This window comes from Streptomyces sp. NPDC058239 (genome assembly GCF_042882185.1).
GTDB lineage: Bacteria > Actinomycetota > Actinomycetes > Streptomycetales > Streptomycetaceae > Streptomyces.
Genome location: NZ_JBHVWS010000007.1, coordinates 214132 through 233465 on the forward strand (window position 1 = coordinate 214132; position 19334 = coordinate 233465).

Below are 19334 nucleotides of genomic sequence, written 5' to 3' on the forward strand. Positions count from 1 at the left end.
AGGCATTGGTCAGGCATTACGAAGGGGCGGAACTGTGGCGGACATCGAGTCGGCACGCAAAGCATTCCAGCGGTTCGATCTGAACGGCGACGGGCTGATATCGGCTGCCGAGTACAAGAGCGTGATGGCTCAGCTCGGCGACCCCTATGTCACCGAGCCGGTGGCCCAGGCCGTCATCAACTCGCACGACGCCAATGGCGACGGGCTGCTCACGTTCGACGAGTTCTGGGCGGCGCAGAACAAGGACTGATGCCGGGAGGGCCCCCGGCCCCCGGGCCGTGGGCCGCCGCCCGCGCCGCTGCCGGCGGCCCACCGACCGGTGTCAGGAGTTGCTCCGGTACGGTGCCCAGCCGTGCAGCTCCTCGTCTCGCGGGGCGCTCACCACGGCGGGCTCTCCGGGGCCGAAGCCCATCACCGGGCGGGACGTGTCCCAGGCGGGCCAGCCGGGATCACCGGAGGCGGCGAACCGCACCCACGCCGCGTGCATCGCGTCGGCCAGCTCCTGCGGGGCGTCCTCGCCGGCCAGAGCCACCGCGTCGGGCCGGTCCAGTGTGTCGAAGACGAAGGCGATCTCCAGCCCGTGACAGGCGCCGAGCCGCAGCACGGGGGACGGCCAGCCGAACTCGTAGAGATGGGTGCTCCCCGAGGCACCGGCGCGTGCATCGGCCACCCGGTTCAGCGGGACGCGCAGCAGCAGATCGGTGGCCAGCGCCCCGAGCAGCTCACCCGGAGTGGCACCGGGCCGGTTCGCGCGGTACGTGCGTGCCGTGGCGCCCGGCACCTTGAACTTCAGCAGGGCCAGCCGCAGCTTGATCCTGGACAGCCGCTCCGTCAGACCGCTCGGCACGAACCAGAGCCGGTACTCCTCGCTGTTCGCGCCCATCAGCAGATCGACGTCGTCCGCGGCGCCGTCCAGCAGCGCTTCGAGCGGATCTCGGGGCAGCAGATCGCCGTCCACCACGATCTGGAAGGAATTCCCGCCGGTCAGCGGGGAGCCGCCGGAAGTCACCTCGGTCTGCGCCGCCAGGAGTCCGGCCGGGTCCACCGCAGCCAGCGCCCCGGCCGTCGCCGCGACCCCCAGCCTTTTCGCGATCAGTTCGGTGGTGCGGCGGGCGGCGGCATCCAGGGGCAGCGCGGTCGGCGCACCGCTCTGCAGCACCGCACGCCGGAACAGGCCCTTGGCACGCGGGGCGGCCAGCAGGGCGGCGATGCTGATGGCCCCCGCCGACTCACCGCACACCGTGACCAGGTCCGGATCGCCGCCGAACGCCGCGATGTTGTCCCGCACCCAGGCCAGCGCCGCGAGCTGATCGAGCAGCCCCCGGTTGGCGGGCGCGTCCGGGAACACCCCGAACCCCTCGATGCCGAGGCGGTAGTTGACCGACACGAGGACGACGCCGTCACGGGCGAACGCCGCCCCGTCGTACAACGGCACGGCCGACGAGCCGTGCAGCAGCGAACCGCCGTGGATCCAGACGAGGACGGGCAGTCCCGTACGGTCCGGGGACGGCGTCCACACATTGAGGTTGAGGCAGTCGTCGCCCGGCACGTCGGGATCGGGCAGCAGCCGGTCCAGCGGCGGGGAGTACGGCCGCTTGGGCGCGGTCGGCCCGAACGCCACCGCTTCCCGTACCCCCTCCCAGGGCTCGGGCGGCTCCGGCGCCCGGAAGCGGCGGGCGCCGACCGGCGCAGCCGCGTACGGGATACCGCGGAAGACGGCGACGCCCTGCTCCAGCGTGCCGCGCACCGCCCCGTGGACCGTGCCGACCTGCGGTGACGTCATGGATATGGGAGGGGGTACGGCAGCCATGAGGTGGTTTCAGCCCTTCTGCGGCGCGATCGCGGACGGTGCGGTTGCGGAGAGTGCGACGGACCGAGCCGGACGGATGGTGGGTGAGGGAGCCGTCGGGGTGCGGCACCTCCACCGGTACCGGTGACTCGATACGTACCCGGTCCGGGGCCGCGTCGACCCGGACGTGGCTCCGGGCGTCGTCGGCCGGGGCGTCGGCGTCGGCCCGACGGATCAGGAGGAGGCGGCCGTCAGTGCCCGTTTGAGGACCTTGCCGGTCGGGCCGAGCGGCAGCGTCTCCATGAACCGCACGATCCGCGGATACTTGTGCCGCCCGAGCCGGTCCCGGGACCAGGCGATCACGTCCTCCTCCGTCACCGCACCCGCATCCGCACGCAGCACGACCACCGCGCAGATCTCCTCGCCGCGCGCCTCGTCCGGCACGCCGATCACCGCGACCTCGGAGATCGCCGGATGGCGCACGAGCACCTCTTCGACCTCACGCGGATAGATGTTGAAGCCGCCCCGGATGACCAGGTCCTTCTTCCGGTCGACGATGCTCAGGAAGCCGTCCTCGTCCCGCACCCCGAGATCCCCGGTGCGGAACCAGCCGTCGACCACGGCGGCGGCCGTCGCCTCCGGATCGTTGAGATACCCCGCGAAGACGTTGTGGCCGCGCACCACGACCTCGCCGACCTCTCCGTCCGGCAGCAGCAGCACGGCGTCCTCGACCGCCGCGTCCGCGACACCGATCTCCACGCCCCAGACCGGGTGGCCGACCGTGCCGGGCCGCCGGCCGAGCTCCGGCTGGTTGAAGGTGGCGACGGGGGAGGTCTCGGTCAGCCCGTAACCCTCCAGGACCTGCGTCGCGAAGGTCTCCTCGAAGCGTTCGAGCACGGCGACGGGGAGCGCGGCGCCGCCCGAGACGGCCAGGCGCAGAGTGAGACGGGGCGTCGTGTCGTCCCGCGCCGCGGCGTCCTTCGCCGCCTCGACGAGTGCGTGATACATCGTCGGTACGCCCATGAAGACGCTCACGCCCTCGGCGGCCAGCAGTTCGAGTGCGCCCGCGCCGCTGAAGCGCGGCATGAGGACGAGCGTGGCCCCTGCCCGTAGCGTCGCGTTCATCGCACAGGTCTGCCCGTAGCTGTGGAACAGCGGCAGACAGCCCAGGACCACGTCGTCGACGCCCAGCCCCACCAGGTCGTGGGTGATCACGGATGCGTTCATCACGATGTTGAGATGGGTGAGAAGTGCACCCTTCGGCCGCCCGGTCGTGCCGCTCGTGTAGAGGATCACCGCGGTGTCGTCCGGCGCCGCGGGCTCCGGCGCGGGCAGCGGGTCACCGTCCGTCGGGACGCCGCGCACGGCCCGCACCTCCGCGGCACGCGCCCCCTCCTCGGCCACCGGCCACAACGGACCACCGCTGATCAGCGCAACGGAACCGCTGTGCCGCAGTACGTACGCCACCTCGTCGGCCACCAGCAGCCCATGCACCGGTACGACCGTCGCCCCGGCGGCCAGCGCCCCGTAGTACGCGTACAGGAAGTCCGCCGAATTGGGCAGCAGCACCGCCACCCGGTCCCCCGGACGCACCCCGGACGCCCGCAGCGCGCCCGCGCAGCGCAGCGCCCGGGCCCACAGCTCCCGATAGGTGAGCCGTGTGTCCGAATCGACCACGGCGACGCGGTCGGGATACCTGCGGGCCGACTCACCGAGGACATTGGCGACGCTGAGAAACATGACACGCTCCAGGAAACATGGCGTTCACACGGCTGCTGCTGCTCAGAATCAGCCGTCGGCCCGTCTCCACACAATGTGCAGGTGCCCACCATGCGCATCGCCCACCTGGGCAGCAGCCCCTCGGAGAGGTGTGCGACAAGGCATCCGCCTATCGGGAGGGCGGCGTTAACCTTCCGGCATGGCGGACAATCCCGGAGCCCGGACCCCTCGCGGCGACGACCACGGCAGCGGCGGCGCGGACGGCGAGCTGCGCCGCGCCCTGGCCGCCGCTCTGGTGCCGCAGATCGACGAACTGACCCGGCGGGTCGTCGCTGACATCCATGCGCACAGCGGTACGTACGCCTCCGGCGCGCCCGTCAGCCGGGACGATCTGTGGGAGATCTGCCGCGACAATCTGCTGCGGGCACTGGAGGACTTCGGCGGACTGCCCTCCAGCGGGGGTCACTTCGAGTATGCGGCGCGCGAGACGGGACGGCGGCGCGCGGAGCAGAACGTACCGCTGGACACCGTGCTGCAGGCCTACCGGCGCGGGGGCCGGGTGATGTGGCAGGTGATGGCCGAGCACCTGCGGGCGGCACGGGCCGGACGGGCCGGTGGGACCGGGCGGGGGCAGGACCCCGTGGGCATGGTCGCGGGCGACCGGGACACCGAGCTCGACATGGCGGGTGCCGTGTGGGAGACCATCGACCGCTACTCGCTCGTGATGGCCGAGTCGTACCGGCTGACCCAGCTGGAGATGCAGGGCCGCCAGGACACCCGCCGCGTCGCCCTCTTCGAGGCCCTGCTCGACGGGCGCGGGGACGACCCGGCGGTCGCCGCGGCAGCCTCGGCCGCGCTCGGAGTACCGGTCCACGACCGGTACGTCGTCGTCGCCGCCGCCCAGGACCCGGCCGCGCCGCCCAACCCGGCGCCCGTCCTCGACGACCACGGCATCTGGTCCTTCTGGCGGCCGAGATCGGGCCGGTACGCGGGAATCGTGCGGCTGGCCGCGGGAGAGTCCGGCGTACTGCTCGACCTGCTGCGCCACCGCACCGGCGCCACCGCGGGCCTGTCACCGGAGTTCGACCGGCTCGCCCAGGCGGGCCGGGCCCTGCGGCTGGCCGAGCAGGCCCTGCGTACGCTGCCCGCCGGAAGCGGCGAGGCGGCGGCGTTCGACGACCGGCTGGCGGAGGTCCTCCTGGTCGGCCGGCCCGAGATCGCCGAGCGCATCGTCACCACGCAATTGGGCGCCGTCCTGGACACGGCGGCCGAACGCGACGCGCTGCTCGGCACGCTGCGGGTCTGGCTCGACAACGGCTGCTCGGCGGCGCGTGCCGCCGAGCTCCTCTACTGCCACCGCAACACGGTCCTCAACCGGATCGGCCGGATCGCCGAACTCACCGGCCGTTCCGCGGAGTCGGGCGAGGCGCGGCTGGGCTGGGCACTGGCCCTCAGGGCGTTGCCGCTGAGGGGCGCCGATGGCGAACCGGCGCCCGCGGAGGACTACTTGGGCTAGAGGCGAGCGCTCCGGAGATCCTGTCGGACGACGACCGGTGGCGGCGCGGAGGCCGGAGAGCCGCCGTCGGGCCTCCGGAGACCTGGCTCCCGCCTCCGGCCCCGCGCCATGCTCTGCCGTCCGGTCAGGCGGCGAAGTACCGTGACAGCGAATCCCGTTCGTCGATCTCCACCAGATCGGGACGGGTGTAGCGTTCCGCGCGGGCGTGATAGTCGAAGTCGCCCCGGACCAGTCCGCGGTAGTCCTGTACGCACCGCTCCAGCGCGGCGCGGGTGCGGCCGTGTATTCCGGCCGCCTCTATTTCGTCGATCAGTTCCTTCTCGGCTCGCTGCACCCGGTCCGCTATCTGGGCGAGCTGCACCCCGGCCTCGTCGACGGCCTCCTGGAGGGTGAATCCGCTGTCGCGCTGAATGAGTCGTACCGCATTGTGTTCGTAACCGAGCAGGGCCTCCTTCTCGAAGGAGCAGATGTCGTTGCAGAGTCCCGAGTGGTCGGTTACGGCGTTGCGCAGGGCGATATACGCGGGAAGGCTCCGGGCCGATTCAGGAAGGTCGATGCCGGCGGTGATCTCATGCAGATCGAGGAAGGGCTGCATGGCCACCGAATCGCGGCGGTGCTTCACGAATTCGTTCCTGGTCGGCACCTGCCCGGCGGCCCGTTCCACCGCCTCGGCGTAGTAGGTCCACAGCCAGGAGACCGTGTCCCGCCGGAACTGCCGGATCCAGCGGGGCGAGCGGTCGTGGTACGTCCGGGCCCGCAGGCCCACGAGTGCGTACTCCATGGCGCCGCGCGGCTCTTCGCCGTCGAGTACGGCCACCAGCCGGTCGATCGCCGCCTCGCACATGCGGGGATCACGTCCGGCGGGGCCGTCGTCGAACTCGTCGTCGACGAGGAAGGCCCAGAAGAGCCACTGGCAGAAGAGATCGAGATGCTGCTGTGAAGCAGTGGGAAATATGAGGGATATCCAGAGTTCGGGCCTGGTCCGGATCATCTTCTTCCGGGCCATCGGGGAGAGTGTCAGACCGTTGGTTTCGGCCCAGTCCCAAGCGACCTTCCCGGTCTCCTCGATGCCGGGATTGCATCCCGCGCTCTGGAACGGCATATGAAACTCTGGCAGCGCAATCTGGCTCATTGGTGCCCCTCGTCGAGACGATGCGGATGAACGATACGAACGGGGATCTGATCGAATTCACGCGTCGGCGCCAGTACGCATCGGGGTGCGGGCCGCCCGCTCCCGCTCGGCCCTGGCCAGAGGGTCACCGTGCGAGATGAGCCGGTCATCCCTGCTCACTCTCCTCCGCCGGGGGTCGGGGCATCGGGGCCGGGCTCGCGGGCCCGCGGTGGCAAGCGCCCTTGGCTCAGGACGTCGGCATCACCATGCGTGACCCACAGTCAACCCGCTGTGGGCGAGGGAGGGAAGCCATTTGTGACTGAAATTGCCTGATCGTCAGGAACGAGTGAACATCTCTGAGCAGTTGACGATCTCTTGGGCGATCGCTGTGCCGACGGCGCGGACGCCTGCCAAGTTCGTCGATTTCAAGCCGATCCGGGGGGCCGTTCCTCACCAGGGGCCCGGACACGCCTGCGGGCCCCTGGGCCGCACTTCCTGACCCAGGGGTTGGTCCACGCCTTGCTCAGGCGCCCTTCAGATGCCTCATCAGTCGCTCGAAGTCCTGCCACCCCGACAGATCCGACGGGTCGCCCGGCAGCGGGTAGTACAGCGCCGGACGGGACCTCGGGCCGAGCTGGACCGGCGGCTCGGACAGCGGAGTGCGCCGGGCACGGTCGCCGGGCATCTCGCGGACCTCCTCCGCGCCGAGCACGAAGGCCAGCGGGACACCGGGCCCCTCGAAGCGCGGTGGAACGGCCAAATCGCGCCGTGCCTTGCGGAGCTGGACGAGCATCGACTGCAGGTGATGACGGGTGGCGAGCACCTCCGCGGCCCGGGGCAGGGCGTCCAGCGGCGGCTCCTCGTCGGGCCCGTAGCCGAACGCCAGCGTGACGTCCTCCTCCACACCCGCCTTCGTACGGCTGATGCGGACCGTCGCCAGACCCGGTCGGTCCGGGCTGCCGACCACCACGATCCAGGTCGGCTCGGGCGCCCTCTCGAAGGCGACATCGGTCAGCCGGCGCAACGACCAGGGGAGGTTGGCGGGCTCCGCGGTGCCCCAGCCGGCCGGAGCCTCGCCGGTCAGCTCGCGCCACACCGACTCCAGGGCACCGCCGAGCACCAGCCGGTCGTCCGCGGGGTGGACCGTGCGGAACGAGACGGCCAGCTGCCGCTCGCCGGTGTTCGCGACCTCCTGGTATGAGGCGGCCACCGGCGTGCGCGGGTCCCCGGGGACCGGGGCGGCCGCCTCGACCGGTGCGAACAGGCCGTTCTGCCAACGCAGTACGGCACCGGACAGGCCGTCGTAGTAGCCGTCCTCCTCGTCCTGCACCACCCAGCGGGACGGCCAACCGCTCAGGCTGTTGCGTACGGCGGGGGAGAGCGTGGCCCCCGGCGAGGTGACGATCTGGAGCCCCAGCTCGGCATTGGCGGCGGCCCGGAAGGCGTCCGAGAGCCAGGCCGTCATGGCAATCACCGGACGGTCCTGGATGACGACGGCGACCTTGTCGGTGAGGGCGTCGACGGCGGGCTGCGCGGCCGCGGGTGTGGGCGCGACGCTCACGCCCTCGGTCTTCACCACGGCGAGGGAACGCGCGGCCTCCGGCGGCCAGGCGGAGCCCCCGGCCAGCGTGGCGAGCCGGGCCGCGAAGGTGCCCGCGAGCAGCTCGGCCTCCTCGACGCCGGTGGTGGCGCGAGCCTCCGTCCACCAGAACGGAACCGGGGGCGCGGTGGCCCCGAGCAGCCGCTCGGCCTCGCCCGCGACCTGCACCAGCAGTGGTGCCTCGACGGAGACGAGCGGTCGGCCCTGCTCGTCGCAGAGCTGCACGACGGCGCCCTCGCCCGTCGTCCCCACCAGTTTGTCGGGGCCGCCCGAGAGCAGACCCGCGAGCACGGTCAGCGGGTCGGGCATGCGCCGGGTCAGGGCGATGACGTCCTTGGTCATGTGGTCGGCCGTTCCTTCTTCGTCCGGGATGCGGATGTGCCGCGGGGCATGCCCCGCGGGTACGGGACGGCTCCCCGGTGCGTCACTCGGCGGTGTACACGGTCTGGATCAGGCGGTTGGGCCGGCCCCTGCGGATGAACACACCGCGGCCCGCCGGCTGCTGCGAGGCGTACACACCGGGGAACAGCTGGCCCTCGCTGCGGTCGCCCGACATGAGGAGCGCCGAGGCACCCGACTCGCGCAGGCCCAGCACCAGCGGGTCGTACATGCCGCGCGACGCGCCCGCGACGCGGCGTGTCAGGACGAAGTGGAGACCGATGTCGACCGCGGACGGGATGTACGGCAGGAACGGGTCGAGCGGCGCCTGGCCCGCGGTGGTCAGCACGTCGTAGTCGTCGACGAGGATCACGATCCGCGGACCGCTGCCCCAGCTGCCGGGCTCCAGGTCCTCGGTGTCCGCCCGGTCGTCGGGCAGCCGCTTCTCCAGCTCGGTGGCGATACCGGCGGCGAGGCCCGCGCACATCTTGGGGTTGTACGCGTAGCCGCCGCGGAACTCCTCGGGGATCGCGCCGCGCAGGCCGCGCCGCGGGTCCATGACGGCGAAGACCAGCTCCTCCTCGCCGTAGCGCTCGATGAGTCCACCGGCGATGGCCTTCAGCAGGTTCGTCTTGCCGCACTCGCTGTCGCCCATGATCAGCAGATGCTGGTCGTAATGGAACAGGTCGAGCAGGGCGGGCGCCAGCGCCGTCTGGTCCAGGCCGATCGGCACCCGCTGGGGCTCGGCGACCGGGCCCGGCAGCAGCTGCGGCTCCAGGACGTGCGGCAGGATCCGTACCGGCTGGGCGACCTCGCCGCTCCAGGTGGCGCGGACCGTACGGGCCGTGTGCTCCAGAACGGCGCCGAGGTCCGAGGTGTCGGCCAGCCCGTCCGTACGCGGCAGCGCGACCTGTGCGAAGAGCTTGCCGTCGGTGAGGATTCGGCCCGGCTCGTCCGGCGACAGGGTCTGGGCGAGCTTGCGGTCGATGCTGGACTCGCTGGGGTCGTTCAGCCGCAGCTCGACACGGGTGCCGAAGTTCGACTGGGTGGCGATGCGTACGTCGTTCCAGCGGAGCATGCCCGCGACGACATGGATGCCGTAGCCGCCACCGCGCTTGAGGATGTCGACGACGGCGTCGTCCAGCTCGTCGAAGTCGTCGCGCAGCGCGCCGAAGCCGTCGATGATCAGCACGATCTCGGCCGAGGCCAGCTGGGGCAGCCGGCCCGCCGCGTGCAGGGAACGCAGCTGCTCCACGGAGTCGATGTTGTGCTCGCGGAACAGCTCCTCACGGATCGCGAGCATGCCCCGTACCTCCTCGACCGTGCGTCCCGCGCGCTCCCGGTCCGCACGGCCGGCCACCCCGCCGACGTGCGGCAGGCCCGACACCGCCTGAAGACCGCCGCCGACCAGGTCGAGGCCGTAGACGCCGACCTCCTGCGGGGTGTGTGTCAGCGACAGCGCGAGAGCGAGCGTGCGCAGGAGCGTGGTCTTTCCGGCCTGCGGACCGCCGATGATCGCGGCGTGGCCGCCCGCCACCGTCAGGTCCAGATACCACTGTCCCTGCCACTGCTTGGTCGGGTCGTCCAGCAGGCCGAGCGGTACCTGGAGCGGGCCCCGCCGCTTGGCCAGCTGCATCCCGCGCGGGCCGACGTCCAGTGGGCCCGCGACCTTGTCCAGGGCGATGGCATCGGGCAGCGGCGGCAGCCAGATACGGCGCACCGGACCGGCCGCGCTGCGCAGCTGATCGACGATGACACCCATCTCGGTCGGCCCGGTCTCACGCCGCCGCGCCTTCGGCTCCTCGCCCGGACTCTCCGGCTCGGCAAGGGTGTTGAAGGCCTCGTACTCAAGGGCGAGGGGGCCGGTGTCCTCCTCCTGCGTACGCTGTACCGGGCCCCGGTACGCGCCCGAGACATAGCTCGCCTTGAACCGCTCGTAGTGACTGGTGTCGACCTTCAGATAGCCGAACCCGGGCAGCGGCGGCAGATGGAAGGCGTCCGTGGTGTCCAGGACCGTACGGGACTCGTCGGCCGAGAAGGTACGCAGACCGAGCCGGTACGAGAGATAGGTGTCCAGGCCCTTGAGCTTGCCGCCCTCGATGCGCTGGCTGGACAGCAGCAGATGCACACCGATGGAGCGGCCGATGCGGCCGATGGACAGGAACAGGTCGATGAAGTCCGGCTTGGCGGTGAGGAGTTCACCGAATTCGTCGATGACGACGAACAGATGCGGCAGCGGGTCCAGATCGGGCCGCCGGTCGGCGCGCAGCGCCGCGTAGTCACCGATGTCGGCGACATTCCCCGCGTCCTTGAGGACCTGCTGGCGGCGCTTGACCTCACCGGCGAGCGAGGCGTGGACGCGCTCGACGAGGCCCGCCTGGTTCTCCAGGTTGGTGATGACACCGGCCACATGCGGCAGGTCCGCGAACGGCGCGAAGGTCGCACCGCCCTTGTAGTCGACGAGGACCAGGGCGAGGTCCTCCGGCGGGTGCGTGGCTACCAGGGCGAGTACGAGGGTGCGCAGCAGCTCCGACTTCCCGGAACCGGTGGCACCGACACACAGCCCGTGCGGGCCCATGCCCAGCTCCGAGGACTCCTTCAGGTCGAGGAGCACCGGCTGGTGGGAGTCGCTGATGCCGATCGGCACGCGCAGGAAGGCACGTTCGCCGCGCGGCGCCCACAGGTGCGACAGATCGAGCTGCGCCACGTCGTCGATGCCGAGCAGGTCGGCGAAGTCGACGGGCCCGGACAGCGGGGCGTCGACGAGCGACTCGGCGGACAGCCGCATCGGCGCCAGCATCCGGGCCAGGCCCTCGGCGAACGGGATGCTGACCTCGTCCACGGTGCCGTGGGCGCTGATCGGCTCCTGCTCACGCAGGTCCTCGATGACCACCCGGTCGCCGTCGACGGTGATCCGGACGCTGACGTGTCCCGGCTCCTGGACCCGGTGTTCGAGCAGGTGCAGCACGCTGACACCCATCTCACGCAGACCGACCGCGTCGTCGGGGCGCGGCAGGTCGACGGCGTCCTCGCCGTGCCCGTCGGTGACGACGAGCAGCCGGGACGTCATGGACAGCGCGTCCTTGCCGGACAGACCGCGCCGCACCTCGGCCGCGTACGAGGCGCGACGGCGCAGCTCAGGGCCGATCTGGCGGGCGAGCTGCGGCGCGGAGGGGGCGATCCGGCGCGCGGCGACGGGGCCGTCGAACTGCTCGGGGTCGAGCAGATGCGGCATCCACTTGGCCCACTCCCAGTCGGCCAGCCGGTCGCCGGGCACGGCGAGTGCCATCGCCACGTCGTCGGGGGCGTGCGTGGCCGCGGTCTGGACGAGCAGGGCGCGTGCGACGCGCAGACAGTCCTCGCGGGGGCCGATGACGCTGATGTTGCCGACCCGGTCGAGCGGGACGGTGAGCGGCAGTTCGGTGCCGGTACGGAAGCGGTCCATCAGCGCCGACGCCTCGTTGAGCATGAAGAGGTCGGGCGGCGAAAGGACCGACGAGCCCTGCTGGGCGACCTTCAGATCGCGTACCGGCATCTCACCGGTGCCGACGCGCACCCGCAGGAAGTCGCCGTCCGGACGGCGGCGCTCCCACACCCGGGCCGGGTCGCGCACTATGTCGTACAGGGCGTGCGGCGGAGGGTTGAGGATGTCGGCCCGCTCGGCCCGCTTGCGCTCCTCGACGGAGAGCTCCTCGCGCAGGTCTTCCAGATAGGCGAGGTAGGCCTCGCGCTGGGTACGGCGGGTGCGCTGGGCCTTGCCACGCTGTGAGAAGACGAGCGCGACGGAGCCGATGACGGTGACGACGAGAATGATCGCGCCGAGCCCGGCGAACTGACTGTTGCGTACGACCGTCATCATCACGACCGACGACATCACACCGGCGACGGGCAACAGCGACATCGCGATGTTGCCCGACTTGCCCTCGGGCAGGTTCGGCGGGGCCTCGATGGTGCGCGCCTCGGAGGCGGCCGGCGGCCGGGTGGTCCTGGCCGGGCGGTGGATCAGTCGGGTACTCATCGTCGTCCGTCACTCGGGGTCGGGCTCGGCATCGGGGATCAGTGGTGCTGCTGATCTGTGGTCAGTGGTGCTGCTGGGAGAGCCGGAACACATCCGCGGCGAGACGGGTGGCGGCCTCTCTGGTCGTGTGCGCCAGGAGATCGGTACGGATCGCGCCGCCGGCCGCCAGATGCCGGTCGTACGGCAGGACCTGGACGCCCGCTCCGGTGGACCTGAGCTTCTCGGCGGCCTCGTCGAGGTCGAGCCCGGGGTGCGGCACCAGTTCGCTGAGCACGACGACCGTGCCGGCGATCACATGCCGGGGCAGCGACTGCATCCACTGCAGCACCGCGTACGTACTGGTGATGCCCTCCAGCGTGGCGGGTGCGGCCAGCACGCGGGCCTGCGCGGCGGACAGCGCCACCCGGGCGACCTCGGCGGGCAGTGTCTCGCAGTCGACGACGGTGACGCCGAAGTAGCGGCGCAGCGAGATCATGACCCGCTCGTACGCCCTGCTGTCCAGCATCGCGCCGATCTGGCCCTGGCTGCCGGGCAGCAGCCAGGCGTTGCCCGGGAGCTGGACGAGATAGCCGGTGATGTCCAGCAGCGACATCTGCGGCTCGATGATGCCCGCCAGGTCGCCGGTGGTCCAGCGCAGCGTCTCGGCGCCGAGACGCAGCGGCAGCGAGCCGAGCGCCGGGTCGGCCTCGACGAAGAGGACCGGGTCCTGCCGGTAGTGCGCGTACGTGGTGCCGAGCAGCGCGGCGACGGTCGACTTGCCGGCGCCGCCCCGGATGGAGGTGACGGCGATCTGCCGGCCGGTCGTCACGGGCTGCTGGAGCATCTCGGCGGTGGCAGTGGTCCTGGCGACCTCGCGCGCGGCCGACGACGACACGCTCACCCGCAGGGCGCGCGCGGCCCGCGTGGCGAACGGCTCGCCGCGCCGCGCCTTGCGCCCGACGGCGGCCAGCCCCTTGTCCACCACGGGCCGGGAGTCGGGGGTGCGGTGGGGGCGGGTGCCGGGGGTGTACGCGGCCTGGGCCCGGGCCTGCTGCGGCTGCCCGACTGGGTTGGCCGCCATCGGCTGCTGTCCCTGGTGGCCGGGGTGCTGGGCCTGCTGCTGTTCCTGGTAGGCGGCGTATTGGGCTGCCTGCTGCTGTTCCTGGTAGCCGGCCTGCTGCTGGGGCGGCCCGTACGCGGCGGCGCTCTGCGCGGGAAGGCCGGGGTTCGACGCGGGGGCGGCGTACGGCTGACCGCTCTGCCCCTGCGCGGGGGCACCGTGCCCCCGCCCGCCAGGGCCCTGCGCGCTCTCCTGGGCGGCACCGCCCCTCATGGCGCGCAGCACATCGCCCTGCCAGTTGTCTTCGTTCGGCATGTCTGCCCTTCTTTTCCGCCCTGCTGCCCCGCCCGGAGCACCTGCGCGTCGACTCAGAACTTGTTGAGCAGCTGTCCGTACACGCCGAACACACCGACGGCGAGCGGGAAGAGCCCCACCACACCGATGGATTCGACCAGATCGGCCACACGCCGCAGCCGGACCTGCACATGCTCGGGCGGCTGCACCGCCAGGACGAGCAGCGGCAGCACCGCCGCCACGCACAGCATGGCGAGCGGTCCGGCACCCCCGGCGTGCTGCATCCACAGCACGACGAGGCGTACGACCAGGATCGCGGCGGCGGCGAAGAGCGCCACGACCTCGGCGACCAACGGGAAGGCCCGTGCCCGGGAGAGCAGCACCAGGGCCACGAGCGAGGGGAGTGCCACGGTCCACACGGACGGCTTGTCGGCCAGGGTGAGCAGCCAGCCGCCGGCCGCCGCGGAGACCGCGGTGACCACCGTCGCGAGGGCCAGGCCGCGGTGGGTGGCCGCGAGCGCGTTGCCGACCTGGTGGCGGCTGACCGAGACGCCGCCGGAGCGGCGGTCGTCGAGTGCGGTGAGCCCCGATGCCGCGAGCGCGAGCCGGGGAAGCAGACCGAGCAGGACCACCGAGAAGACGGCCATGACGGCGCCGAGCCGGGCCAGGTCGTCCTGGACGGCGGCAACGGCCTCCCACACCACAACGATTGCGGTGGTCGCCACGGCACCGATGAGCCCGCCGCGGCCGAGCGGCGAGAAGTAGCCGAGAAGCACCAGCATCAGGACGAGCGCGCCCGCGACGCCGGCGAGCCGCGAAGCCCCCGACCAGTCGTACGCATCCGCGGCGGTCCACGCGGTGGCGATGCCGAGGCTGCCGGAGGCGAGCAGAAGCGCGGTCGCCAGACCCCGGTTGCCCTGCCCGACCCTGGCGATGAGCGCACCGGCAGCCAGCAGCACGAGCGTGACGGCCACGAGGGGGCCGGTCAGGGCTTCGAGGGTGAACTCGCGGCGGGCGAGCAGCGCGGCGATCACCGCGAAGGCCACGGACGCCACACCCGCACTGGTCCGGCGCGCGGCGGGACGCCAGCGCCAGGCCTGCAGATCGAGGTCGTCGGCCACCAGATCGGTGACATCGTGCACGACCGGGGCGGGGGGCGCGGAGTGGGCCCGGACGAGCCGGAGCACGGCGCCGTCCGCGATCCCGGCCGAGGACAGTGTGCTGTCGTGCGGCAGTGCGGAGCCGTCCGACGTGATCAACTGCCGTGTCATCGGGCGCGCAGCGGCCCGGTCGTCCAGCAACTGCAGAATGTCCGGCAGCAGCTGCCCGATCGGCGTATCGGACGGCAGGACTATATCGGCCCGGCGTCGCTCACCGACCAGGGTCACCCGGCTGAGCTGCGCTCGGGAAGTCGTTGCTGTGCTCACCACTTTACGGGAACCTATCATCGCGACGTTTGAGGAGTCGGGCAGCTTGGCGTGCCCATGCTACTAGCGCCTTCTCCGTCCCCTTTACGGGGAACTCTTTCTGAATTTGCCGGAGTTACCGAGTTACTGGGGATTTTTCGCTGATTCCCCACTTTTATCTGGTTGTGCCGATTTCGCCGGCTGCTCGTACTGCTGTTCCTGGCGCTGCTGCTTCTGCTGCTCGGCCTTCTGTTTCTCCAGCATGTTCTGGATAAACGACCACCCGACACATCCCGCGCACAGCACGGCCGCGATGGCGATCCCCGCGAAGACCTTTCCGAGCCGTTCGTCCGCCGTGCGCCGCGCCCGCTGCGCGCCGAAGAGCAGCGCGTCCCGCATCCTGCGCCGGCGTACCGCCACCGACTCCAGAAGCTGGCTGTCGTAATCCCGTGCCATTCGTCTCGTCGTCCGTTGTCTCAGTCGTACGTTGCGTCGGTCATGGTCGCTGCGTCACCGGCCGTCGGTCCGAGGGCCGGTGGCCGGGGCCGGGGTCGGGTTACTCCCGCTCACTCCTGCTCACTGCGAAGGAGCGGCATATTACGCATCAGCCGGCGCGCACCATACGGGAATCCCCCTAATACCTCCTGCAACATAAGGCATGGGCGAGGAGGCGGTACAGCCCGGCCTGCGGCGTGAACAAGTTGTGGAGCGAGCGCGAACAGCCAACGCGGATTCCGCATTCTTCAGGGATCGTCATGGGTGCCGGCGACCTCGGTCTCGTACCACGAACACAGCGACTCGGCCACGGCGTCGATGAGTCCGTCTTTCGCCGCCTGGGCAATCGTCCCGTCCGAGAACCGCTCCCCGCGCACCACCGCCGTGGCCGCGCGCACGGCGTCGGCCGGGCTCATCCGGCCGTCGAGCGGCACGGTGGGCGGCGGATTGTCCTGCCAGAGGTACGCGGGTGTCACGGCGCCGACAGCGGGCAGCGCCCGGACCACGCGTTCGAGCCGCCTGCTGTGGAGCGGATAGCTCATCTGCCGGGTGCCGTCCGGCTGCTCCCCGCCCTTGGACCACTGGACATCACGGTCCTCGTCCGTCAGCGCGGCGAGCCCTTCCCTCAACTGGCGCCATGCGTCGGCGTTCCCACGGTCGAGCTGGGCCAGCAGACGCCGGTCGTCGGCTTCGGTCACGACGTGGGCCAGCTCCGTGAGCGCGGCCAGGGACGGGGCCACGGCCAGCGAGTCCGGGACGATATGGCTGACGCACCTGGGGTCCGAGCCGCGGACCAGCTCGGCGAGCGCGGCTGTGGGTACGAGCCCGCGCGCCTTGGCCGCGTTCAGCTTTGTGGACCACTTGAGCCCTTCGTTGAACCCGGCCCGGTCACCGGCGGGCCGCAGGCACCAACCGGCGGCGCCGTCCTCGTCGTTGGCCCACAGGTAGCCCATCGCCTCGCCGCGGGCGTTGGCGACGGCGAGGTAGCGGACCGGCTTGTCGCTCTCGCCGCGGTAACGCGGTGCGTCGGGTTCGTACGTCATGATCCGCTCTTGCCGTGGCGTCGGTGCGGGACCTCAGCCCCCGCTTGCCAGTTCCTTGAGTTCGGCGAGCGACGGAGCCTCGGCCAGCGAGCCGGGTACGACACCGCTGCCCTTGATGTCACTCGTGTCCCGGACCAGCTCGGCGAGCAGGGCAGTGGGAGCGATCCCGCGGGACTTCGCGTCCCGCAGCTTCCTGAGCCATGCGGCTCCGGCGTTGATCGCGGCGGCCCCCAGCCCCTGCGGGGTCACCCAGCCGGCGGCTTCACCCTCGTCATTGGCCCATACGTAGCCGATCACCACGCCGTCGCTGTCGGCGACCCGCACGTACTGCACGGGCCCCTGCGCGACACGGTTGTAGCGGGGCGGCCCGGCGACCCGCTTGAGCTGCATGTCTTCCTCGAAGCGCGGATTGGGTCGGTTCTCGCTGGTCATGCACTCTTCCTTTGTCACTTCGGCAGGACTTCGCCGTACACCTGGGCCTGTCCGGCCTCGTCCACGAAGACTCGGGTCACCCGGTACTCCGAGCCGCGCCCGAGAAGGATCTCACGCTCGGTCACGCCGTAATGGCTGACCTTCTCCAGCCACAGCGCGGGCGTCCCCTTCGGGACCCGCAGGTGAAGGATGGCGTCCTTGCCCGCGAAGCTGGGTACCGGGTGGTTGCCGAGCGATGTGGACAGATAGCCCTCGTCACCGTATGTGCCACCCAGCATTTCGAGAGGCGAGTCGAGGTCGAGGTGCCCGATGCCCGTGCCGCGCACCACCATCACGTCCTCGGGCACGGGGCGGGTCGACATCACCCGGTCCATCTCGCTGATGTCGTGCAGCACCTCGGGCCTGGGCCCGTAGTAGGGGTCGTTCCGCAGGTAGCCGTTCATGTCCTTGTACGAGGGGAACGAGTCGCCCGTGTAGTCCCGGAGCGCCTGCTGTGCGGACGGGTCCAGGTTGTCCACGTAGTCGTTCCAGTGGTCCCGGCCGTACTGGATCGCATCGAAGTCGTCCGCGAACGGCACAGTGCCGTCGGTGAGTTCGGCGGCGGCGACCCGGTGCTTCTCGGCGGTGGAGAGTGCGTCGAAATCAGCTTCCGACACGTGGGGCGTGTACTTGAAGTCGTCCGCCGTACCGCCCACGCCGGGGCCGTCCGCACCGTGGTGACCGGCCGTCGTCGCGTCGTCTGCGCCGTGCAGGGCGTCACCGGCGGCGCCGTGCGGGTCCACATGCCCGCCGTGGTCACCGGCGTGCGCCGCGTCGTCGCCGTGCGCGGCCACATCGTCCGCGTGCCCGCCGTGCGAACCGTCGTGCCCGCCGCTGTGCGAACCGTCGTGCCCGTGCGCGCCCGGTCCGTCGTGGCCCGGAGTGTGCGGGGCGTCCGTCGTGTGCGGGGTGCTGCCGGGCAGGTCGTGGCCAGGGCCGTGCGGGCCCGTGGGCGGCAGGTCGTGCCCCGGAGTCGTGTGACCCGGGATGTCGTGCCCCGCGCCTGTCGGGAAGTGGTCGGCAGGAACGTGACTGCCGACGCCGCCCGGGACATGACCGGGTGCGTGGCTTGCGGGATCGAAGGCGGCCGGTGCGGGACCGAACGATCCGTTCGGTACGTGGCCGGGTACCCCGCCCGGTACGTGGCTGGGTACTCCGCCCGGTACATGGCTGCTTGTGCCGCTCGGCACGTTGTCGAAGCCGCTTCCCGCGTGAACTCCCGGCGCCACCGGCTGCTGAATCTGCCAGGACGACGGCAGGCCCGACGCATGGGGGATCGTGTCGTGCGGGATCGGAGTCGTTTCGACCACGCCGTTCGGAGCGACGAGGTTGCCGTTGGGCTCCAGGATGCGCCCATCGGGCAACTGCACCGAACCGTCGGGGAGTTTGGGGATCTCGATGTTGCCGATGCCCTTGAGGCCCTTGGTGATGTCGCCGATCTTGGAGAGGCCTGCGCCTGCGCCCTTGGCGATGTAGGTCATCGGGTCGATGACCTTGCCCGCCTTCCCGGCGACGGACAGGACCTTGGCGACCGCGCCGGCCTTGCCGGCTCCGGCGGCTGCTCCGCCGGCGCCGCCGGTGAACACGGTCGTCAGGACGTTGAAGGTGACGGCTCCGGCGGCACGTCCGGGGTTCTTGCCCCATTCGTCCCAGGCGACCAGGGCCTTGCCGGTCTCCTTCATCGCGGTGCGCGAGTCGCGGAGCCAGGAGGGGAGCTTGTCGTCGGGCAGGGCCCAGAACAGGGTGCCCGCACCGGGGACCGCGGAGATGACGAGGCCGGTGGCGAGCTGGGCCAGCCCCTTCCAGGCCTGGCCCATCGCGTCCCAGCCGCCGAACCCGACGAGGGTGCCGAGCCCCTTGATGGTGCCCCATACCCCGTCGACGATCAGGCCGTCCCAGACGAACGACTTGACCCAGTGCCCGACCTCCCAGACGTGGTGCTTCTCCTCGACCGGGTCGCCCCAGGGGAGCTTGGCGTTCTTCAGGTCGTCCGCGTCGAACCCGTACTGGTCCTTGCGCTCCGACCCGTCGCCCGCGACCATCTGCACCCCGCCGGGAAACAGGGCGGTGATCTTGTTGTGGCAGGTGCGCTCGGCGGCCCAGAACGCGGCGACGGTCGCGGTGATGTCGTCGCGGAGCTGGTTGTGCTCGTCGACCTTGTCCTCGTCGTACTCCCAGTCGTCGTCGTCCTTGTTCGCGTTGACGAACTTCGTCGCGTCCGTCTTCAGCTGGGCGAGCTTCGTGACCAGCGGACGGATCTCGCTCGCGTAGTCCGACAACGACGAGGCGACCTTCTCCAGATCGTCCGCGAACCCGTCCGCCCGGTCCTTGACCGGCTTCGTCGTCGCGAAGAGCTGCTCGGCCTCGGGGGCCTGGTAGTAGGCGGACAGGGCCTGGAAGTGGGTGTGGACGGAGGAACCGGTGTCGCGGATGTGCCCGGCATCGGTCTTCAGGC

At 71.2% G+C, this 19334-nt stretch carries 13 protein-coding genes; 2 read left to right on the forward strand and 11 right to left on the reverse strand.

The features are described 5' to 3' along the window. Nucleotides 1-34: 34 nt before the first annotated feature. On the forward strand, nucleotides 35-250 hold the full coding sequence (locus ACFVYE_RS12070; RefSeq protein ID WP_327272816.1) for an EF-hand domain-containing protein: 216 nt from the start codon (nucleotides 35-37) through the stop codon (nucleotides 248-250). Nucleotides 251-322: 72 nt separating this feature from the next. Here the strand turns inward: ACFVYE_RS12070 and ACFVYE_RS12075 are convergent, their stop codons facing one another. Together ACFVYE_RS12075 and ACFVYE_RS12080 are read right to left on the reverse strand one after the other, a co-directional pair. After that, entirely contained in the window at nucleotides 323-1810 is a 1488-nt protein-coding gene (locus ACFVYE_RS12075) for a carboxylesterase/lipase family protein (RefSeq protein ID WP_389605292.1), read from the reverse strand. Nucleotides 1811-2023: 213 nt separating this feature from the next. Beyond that, nucleotides 2024-3529, reverse strand: coding sequence for a long-chain fatty acid--CoA ligase (locus tag ACFVYE_RS12080; protein WP_383974397.1), 1506 nt, complete (start codon nucleotides 3527-3529; stop codon nucleotides 2024-2026). Nucleotides 3530-3707: 178 nt separating this feature from the next. Between ACFVYE_RS12080 and ACFVYE_RS12085 the strand changes: the two genes are divergently transcribed. Then, on the forward strand, nucleotides 3708-5024 hold the full coding sequence (locus ACFVYE_RS12085; RefSeq protein WP_389605294.1) for a PucR family transcriptional regulator: 1317 nt from the start codon (nucleotides 3708-3710) through the stop codon (nucleotides 5022-5024). A gap of 124 nt (nucleotides 5025-5148) precedes the next feature. Here ACFVYE_RS12085 and ACFVYE_RS12090 read toward each other — a convergent pair whose 3' ends face one another. The 9 genes from ACFVYE_RS12090 to ACFVYE_RS12130 all read right to left on the reverse strand — a co-directional run. Continuing rightward, the gene (locus tag ACFVYE_RS12090; RefSeq protein WP_383974403.1) at nucleotides 5149-6126 is read right to left on the reverse strand and encodes a terpene synthase family protein; all 978 of its coding nucleotides are present in this window, start codon (nucleotides 6124-6126) and stop codon (nucleotides 5149-5151) included. A 532-nt stretch (nucleotides 6127-6658) separates the two neighbouring features. Beyond that, entirely contained in the window at nucleotides 6659-8077 is a 1419-nt protein-coding gene (locus ACFVYE_RS12095; protein ID WP_383974391.1) for a DUF6177 family protein, read from the reverse strand. 82 nt (nucleotides 8078-8159) lie between these two features. Then, nucleotides 8160-12131 (reverse strand): type VII secretion protein EccCa, encoded by a 3972-nt coding sequence (gene eccCa, locus ACFVYE_RS12100; protein WP_383974388.1) that lies wholly within the window; start codon nucleotides 12129-12131, stop codon nucleotides 8160-8162. A gap of 61 nt (nucleotides 12132-12192) precedes the next feature. Beyond that, complete coding sequence (locus ACFVYE_RS12105) at nucleotides 12193-13485, reverse strand: MinD/ParA family protein (RefSeq protein ID WP_383974386.1); 1293 nt, start codon at nucleotides 13483-13485, stop codon at nucleotides 12193-12195. A 53-nt stretch (nucleotides 13486-13538) separates the two neighbouring features. Next, a complete protein-coding gene (gene eccD, locus ACFVYE_RS12110; RefSeq protein WP_383974383.1) occupies nucleotides 13539-14912 on the reverse strand; it encodes a type VII secretion integral membrane protein EccD in 1374 nt (457 codons plus the stop codon). Nucleotides 14913-15014: 102 nt separating this feature from the next. Beyond that, the gene (locus ACFVYE_RS12115; RefSeq protein ID WP_383974381.1) at nucleotides 15015-15326 is read right to left on the reverse strand and encodes a hypothetical protein; all 312 of its coding nucleotides are present in this window, start codon (nucleotides 15324-15326) and stop codon (nucleotides 15015-15017) included. Nucleotides 15327-15613: 287 nt separating this feature from the next. Further along, nucleotides 15614-16408, reverse strand: coding sequence for a DUF6508 domain-containing protein (locus tag ACFVYE_RS12120; protein WP_383974378.1), 795 nt, complete (start codon nucleotides 16406-16408; stop codon nucleotides 15614-15616). 33 nt (nucleotides 16409-16441) lie between these two features. Next, nucleotides 16442-16840 (reverse strand): hypothetical protein, encoded by a 399-nt coding sequence (locus ACFVYE_RS12125; RefSeq protein WP_383974376.1) that lies wholly within the window; start codon nucleotides 16838-16840, stop codon nucleotides 16442-16444. Nucleotides 16841-16854: 14 nt separating this feature from the next. Next, nucleotides 16855-19334, reverse strand: a 2480-nt coding sequence (locus ACFVYE_RS12130) for an ADP-ribosyltransferase (RefSeq protein ID WP_389605298.1), incomplete at its 5' end; no start/stop codon positions are given.

What these genes read in the sequence shown, in the direction of transcription:
- ACFVYE_RS12085 (WP_389605294.1), top strand. Translation starts at nt 3,708, where the DNA reads ATGGCGGACAATCCCGGAGCCCGGACCCCTCGCGGCGACGACCACGGC.
- ACFVYE_RS12115 (WP_383974381.1), bottom strand. Translation starts at nt 15,326, where the DNA reads ATGGCACGGGATTACGACAGCCAGCTTCTGGAGTCGGTGGCGGTACGC.
- ACFVYE_RS12075 (WP_389605292.1), bottom strand. Translation starts at nt 1,810, where the DNA reads ATGGCTGCCGTACCCCCTCCCATATCCATGACGTCACCGCAGGTCGGC.
- ACFVYE_RS12125 (WP_383974376.1), bottom strand. Translation starts at nt 16,840, where the DNA reads ATGACCAGCGAGAACCGACCCAATCCGCGCTTCGAGGAAGACATGCAG.
- ACFVYE_RS12090 (WP_383974403.1), bottom strand. Translation starts at nt 6,126, where the DNA reads ATGCCGTTCCAGAGCGCGGGATGCAATCCCGGCATCGAGGAGACCGGG.
- eccCa (WP_383974388.1), bottom strand. Translation starts at nt 12,131, where the DNA reads ATGAGTACCCGACTGATCCACCGCCCGGCCAGGACCACCCGGCCGCCG.
- ACFVYE_RS12105 (WP_383974386.1), bottom strand. Translation starts at nt 13,485, where the DNA reads ATGCCGAACGAAGACAACTGGCAGGGCGATGTGCTGCGCGCCATGAGG.
- eccD (WP_383974383.1), bottom strand. Translation starts at nt 14,912, where the DNA reads ATGATAGGTTCCCGTAAAGTGGTGAGCACAGCAACGACTTCCCGAGCG.
- ACFVYE_RS12095 (WP_383974391.1), bottom strand. Translation starts at nt 8,077, where the DNA reads ATGACCAAGGACGTCATCGCCCTGACCCGGCGCATGCCCGACCCGCTG.
- ACFVYE_RS12120 (WP_383974378.1), bottom strand. Translation starts at nt 16,408, where the DNA reads ATGACGTACGAACCCGACGCACCGCGTTACCGCGGCGAGAGCGACAAG.
- ACFVYE_RS12080 (WP_383974397.1), bottom strand. Translation starts at nt 3,529, where the DNA reads ATGTTTCTCAGCGTCGCCAATGTCCTCGGTGAGTCGGCCCGCAGGTAT.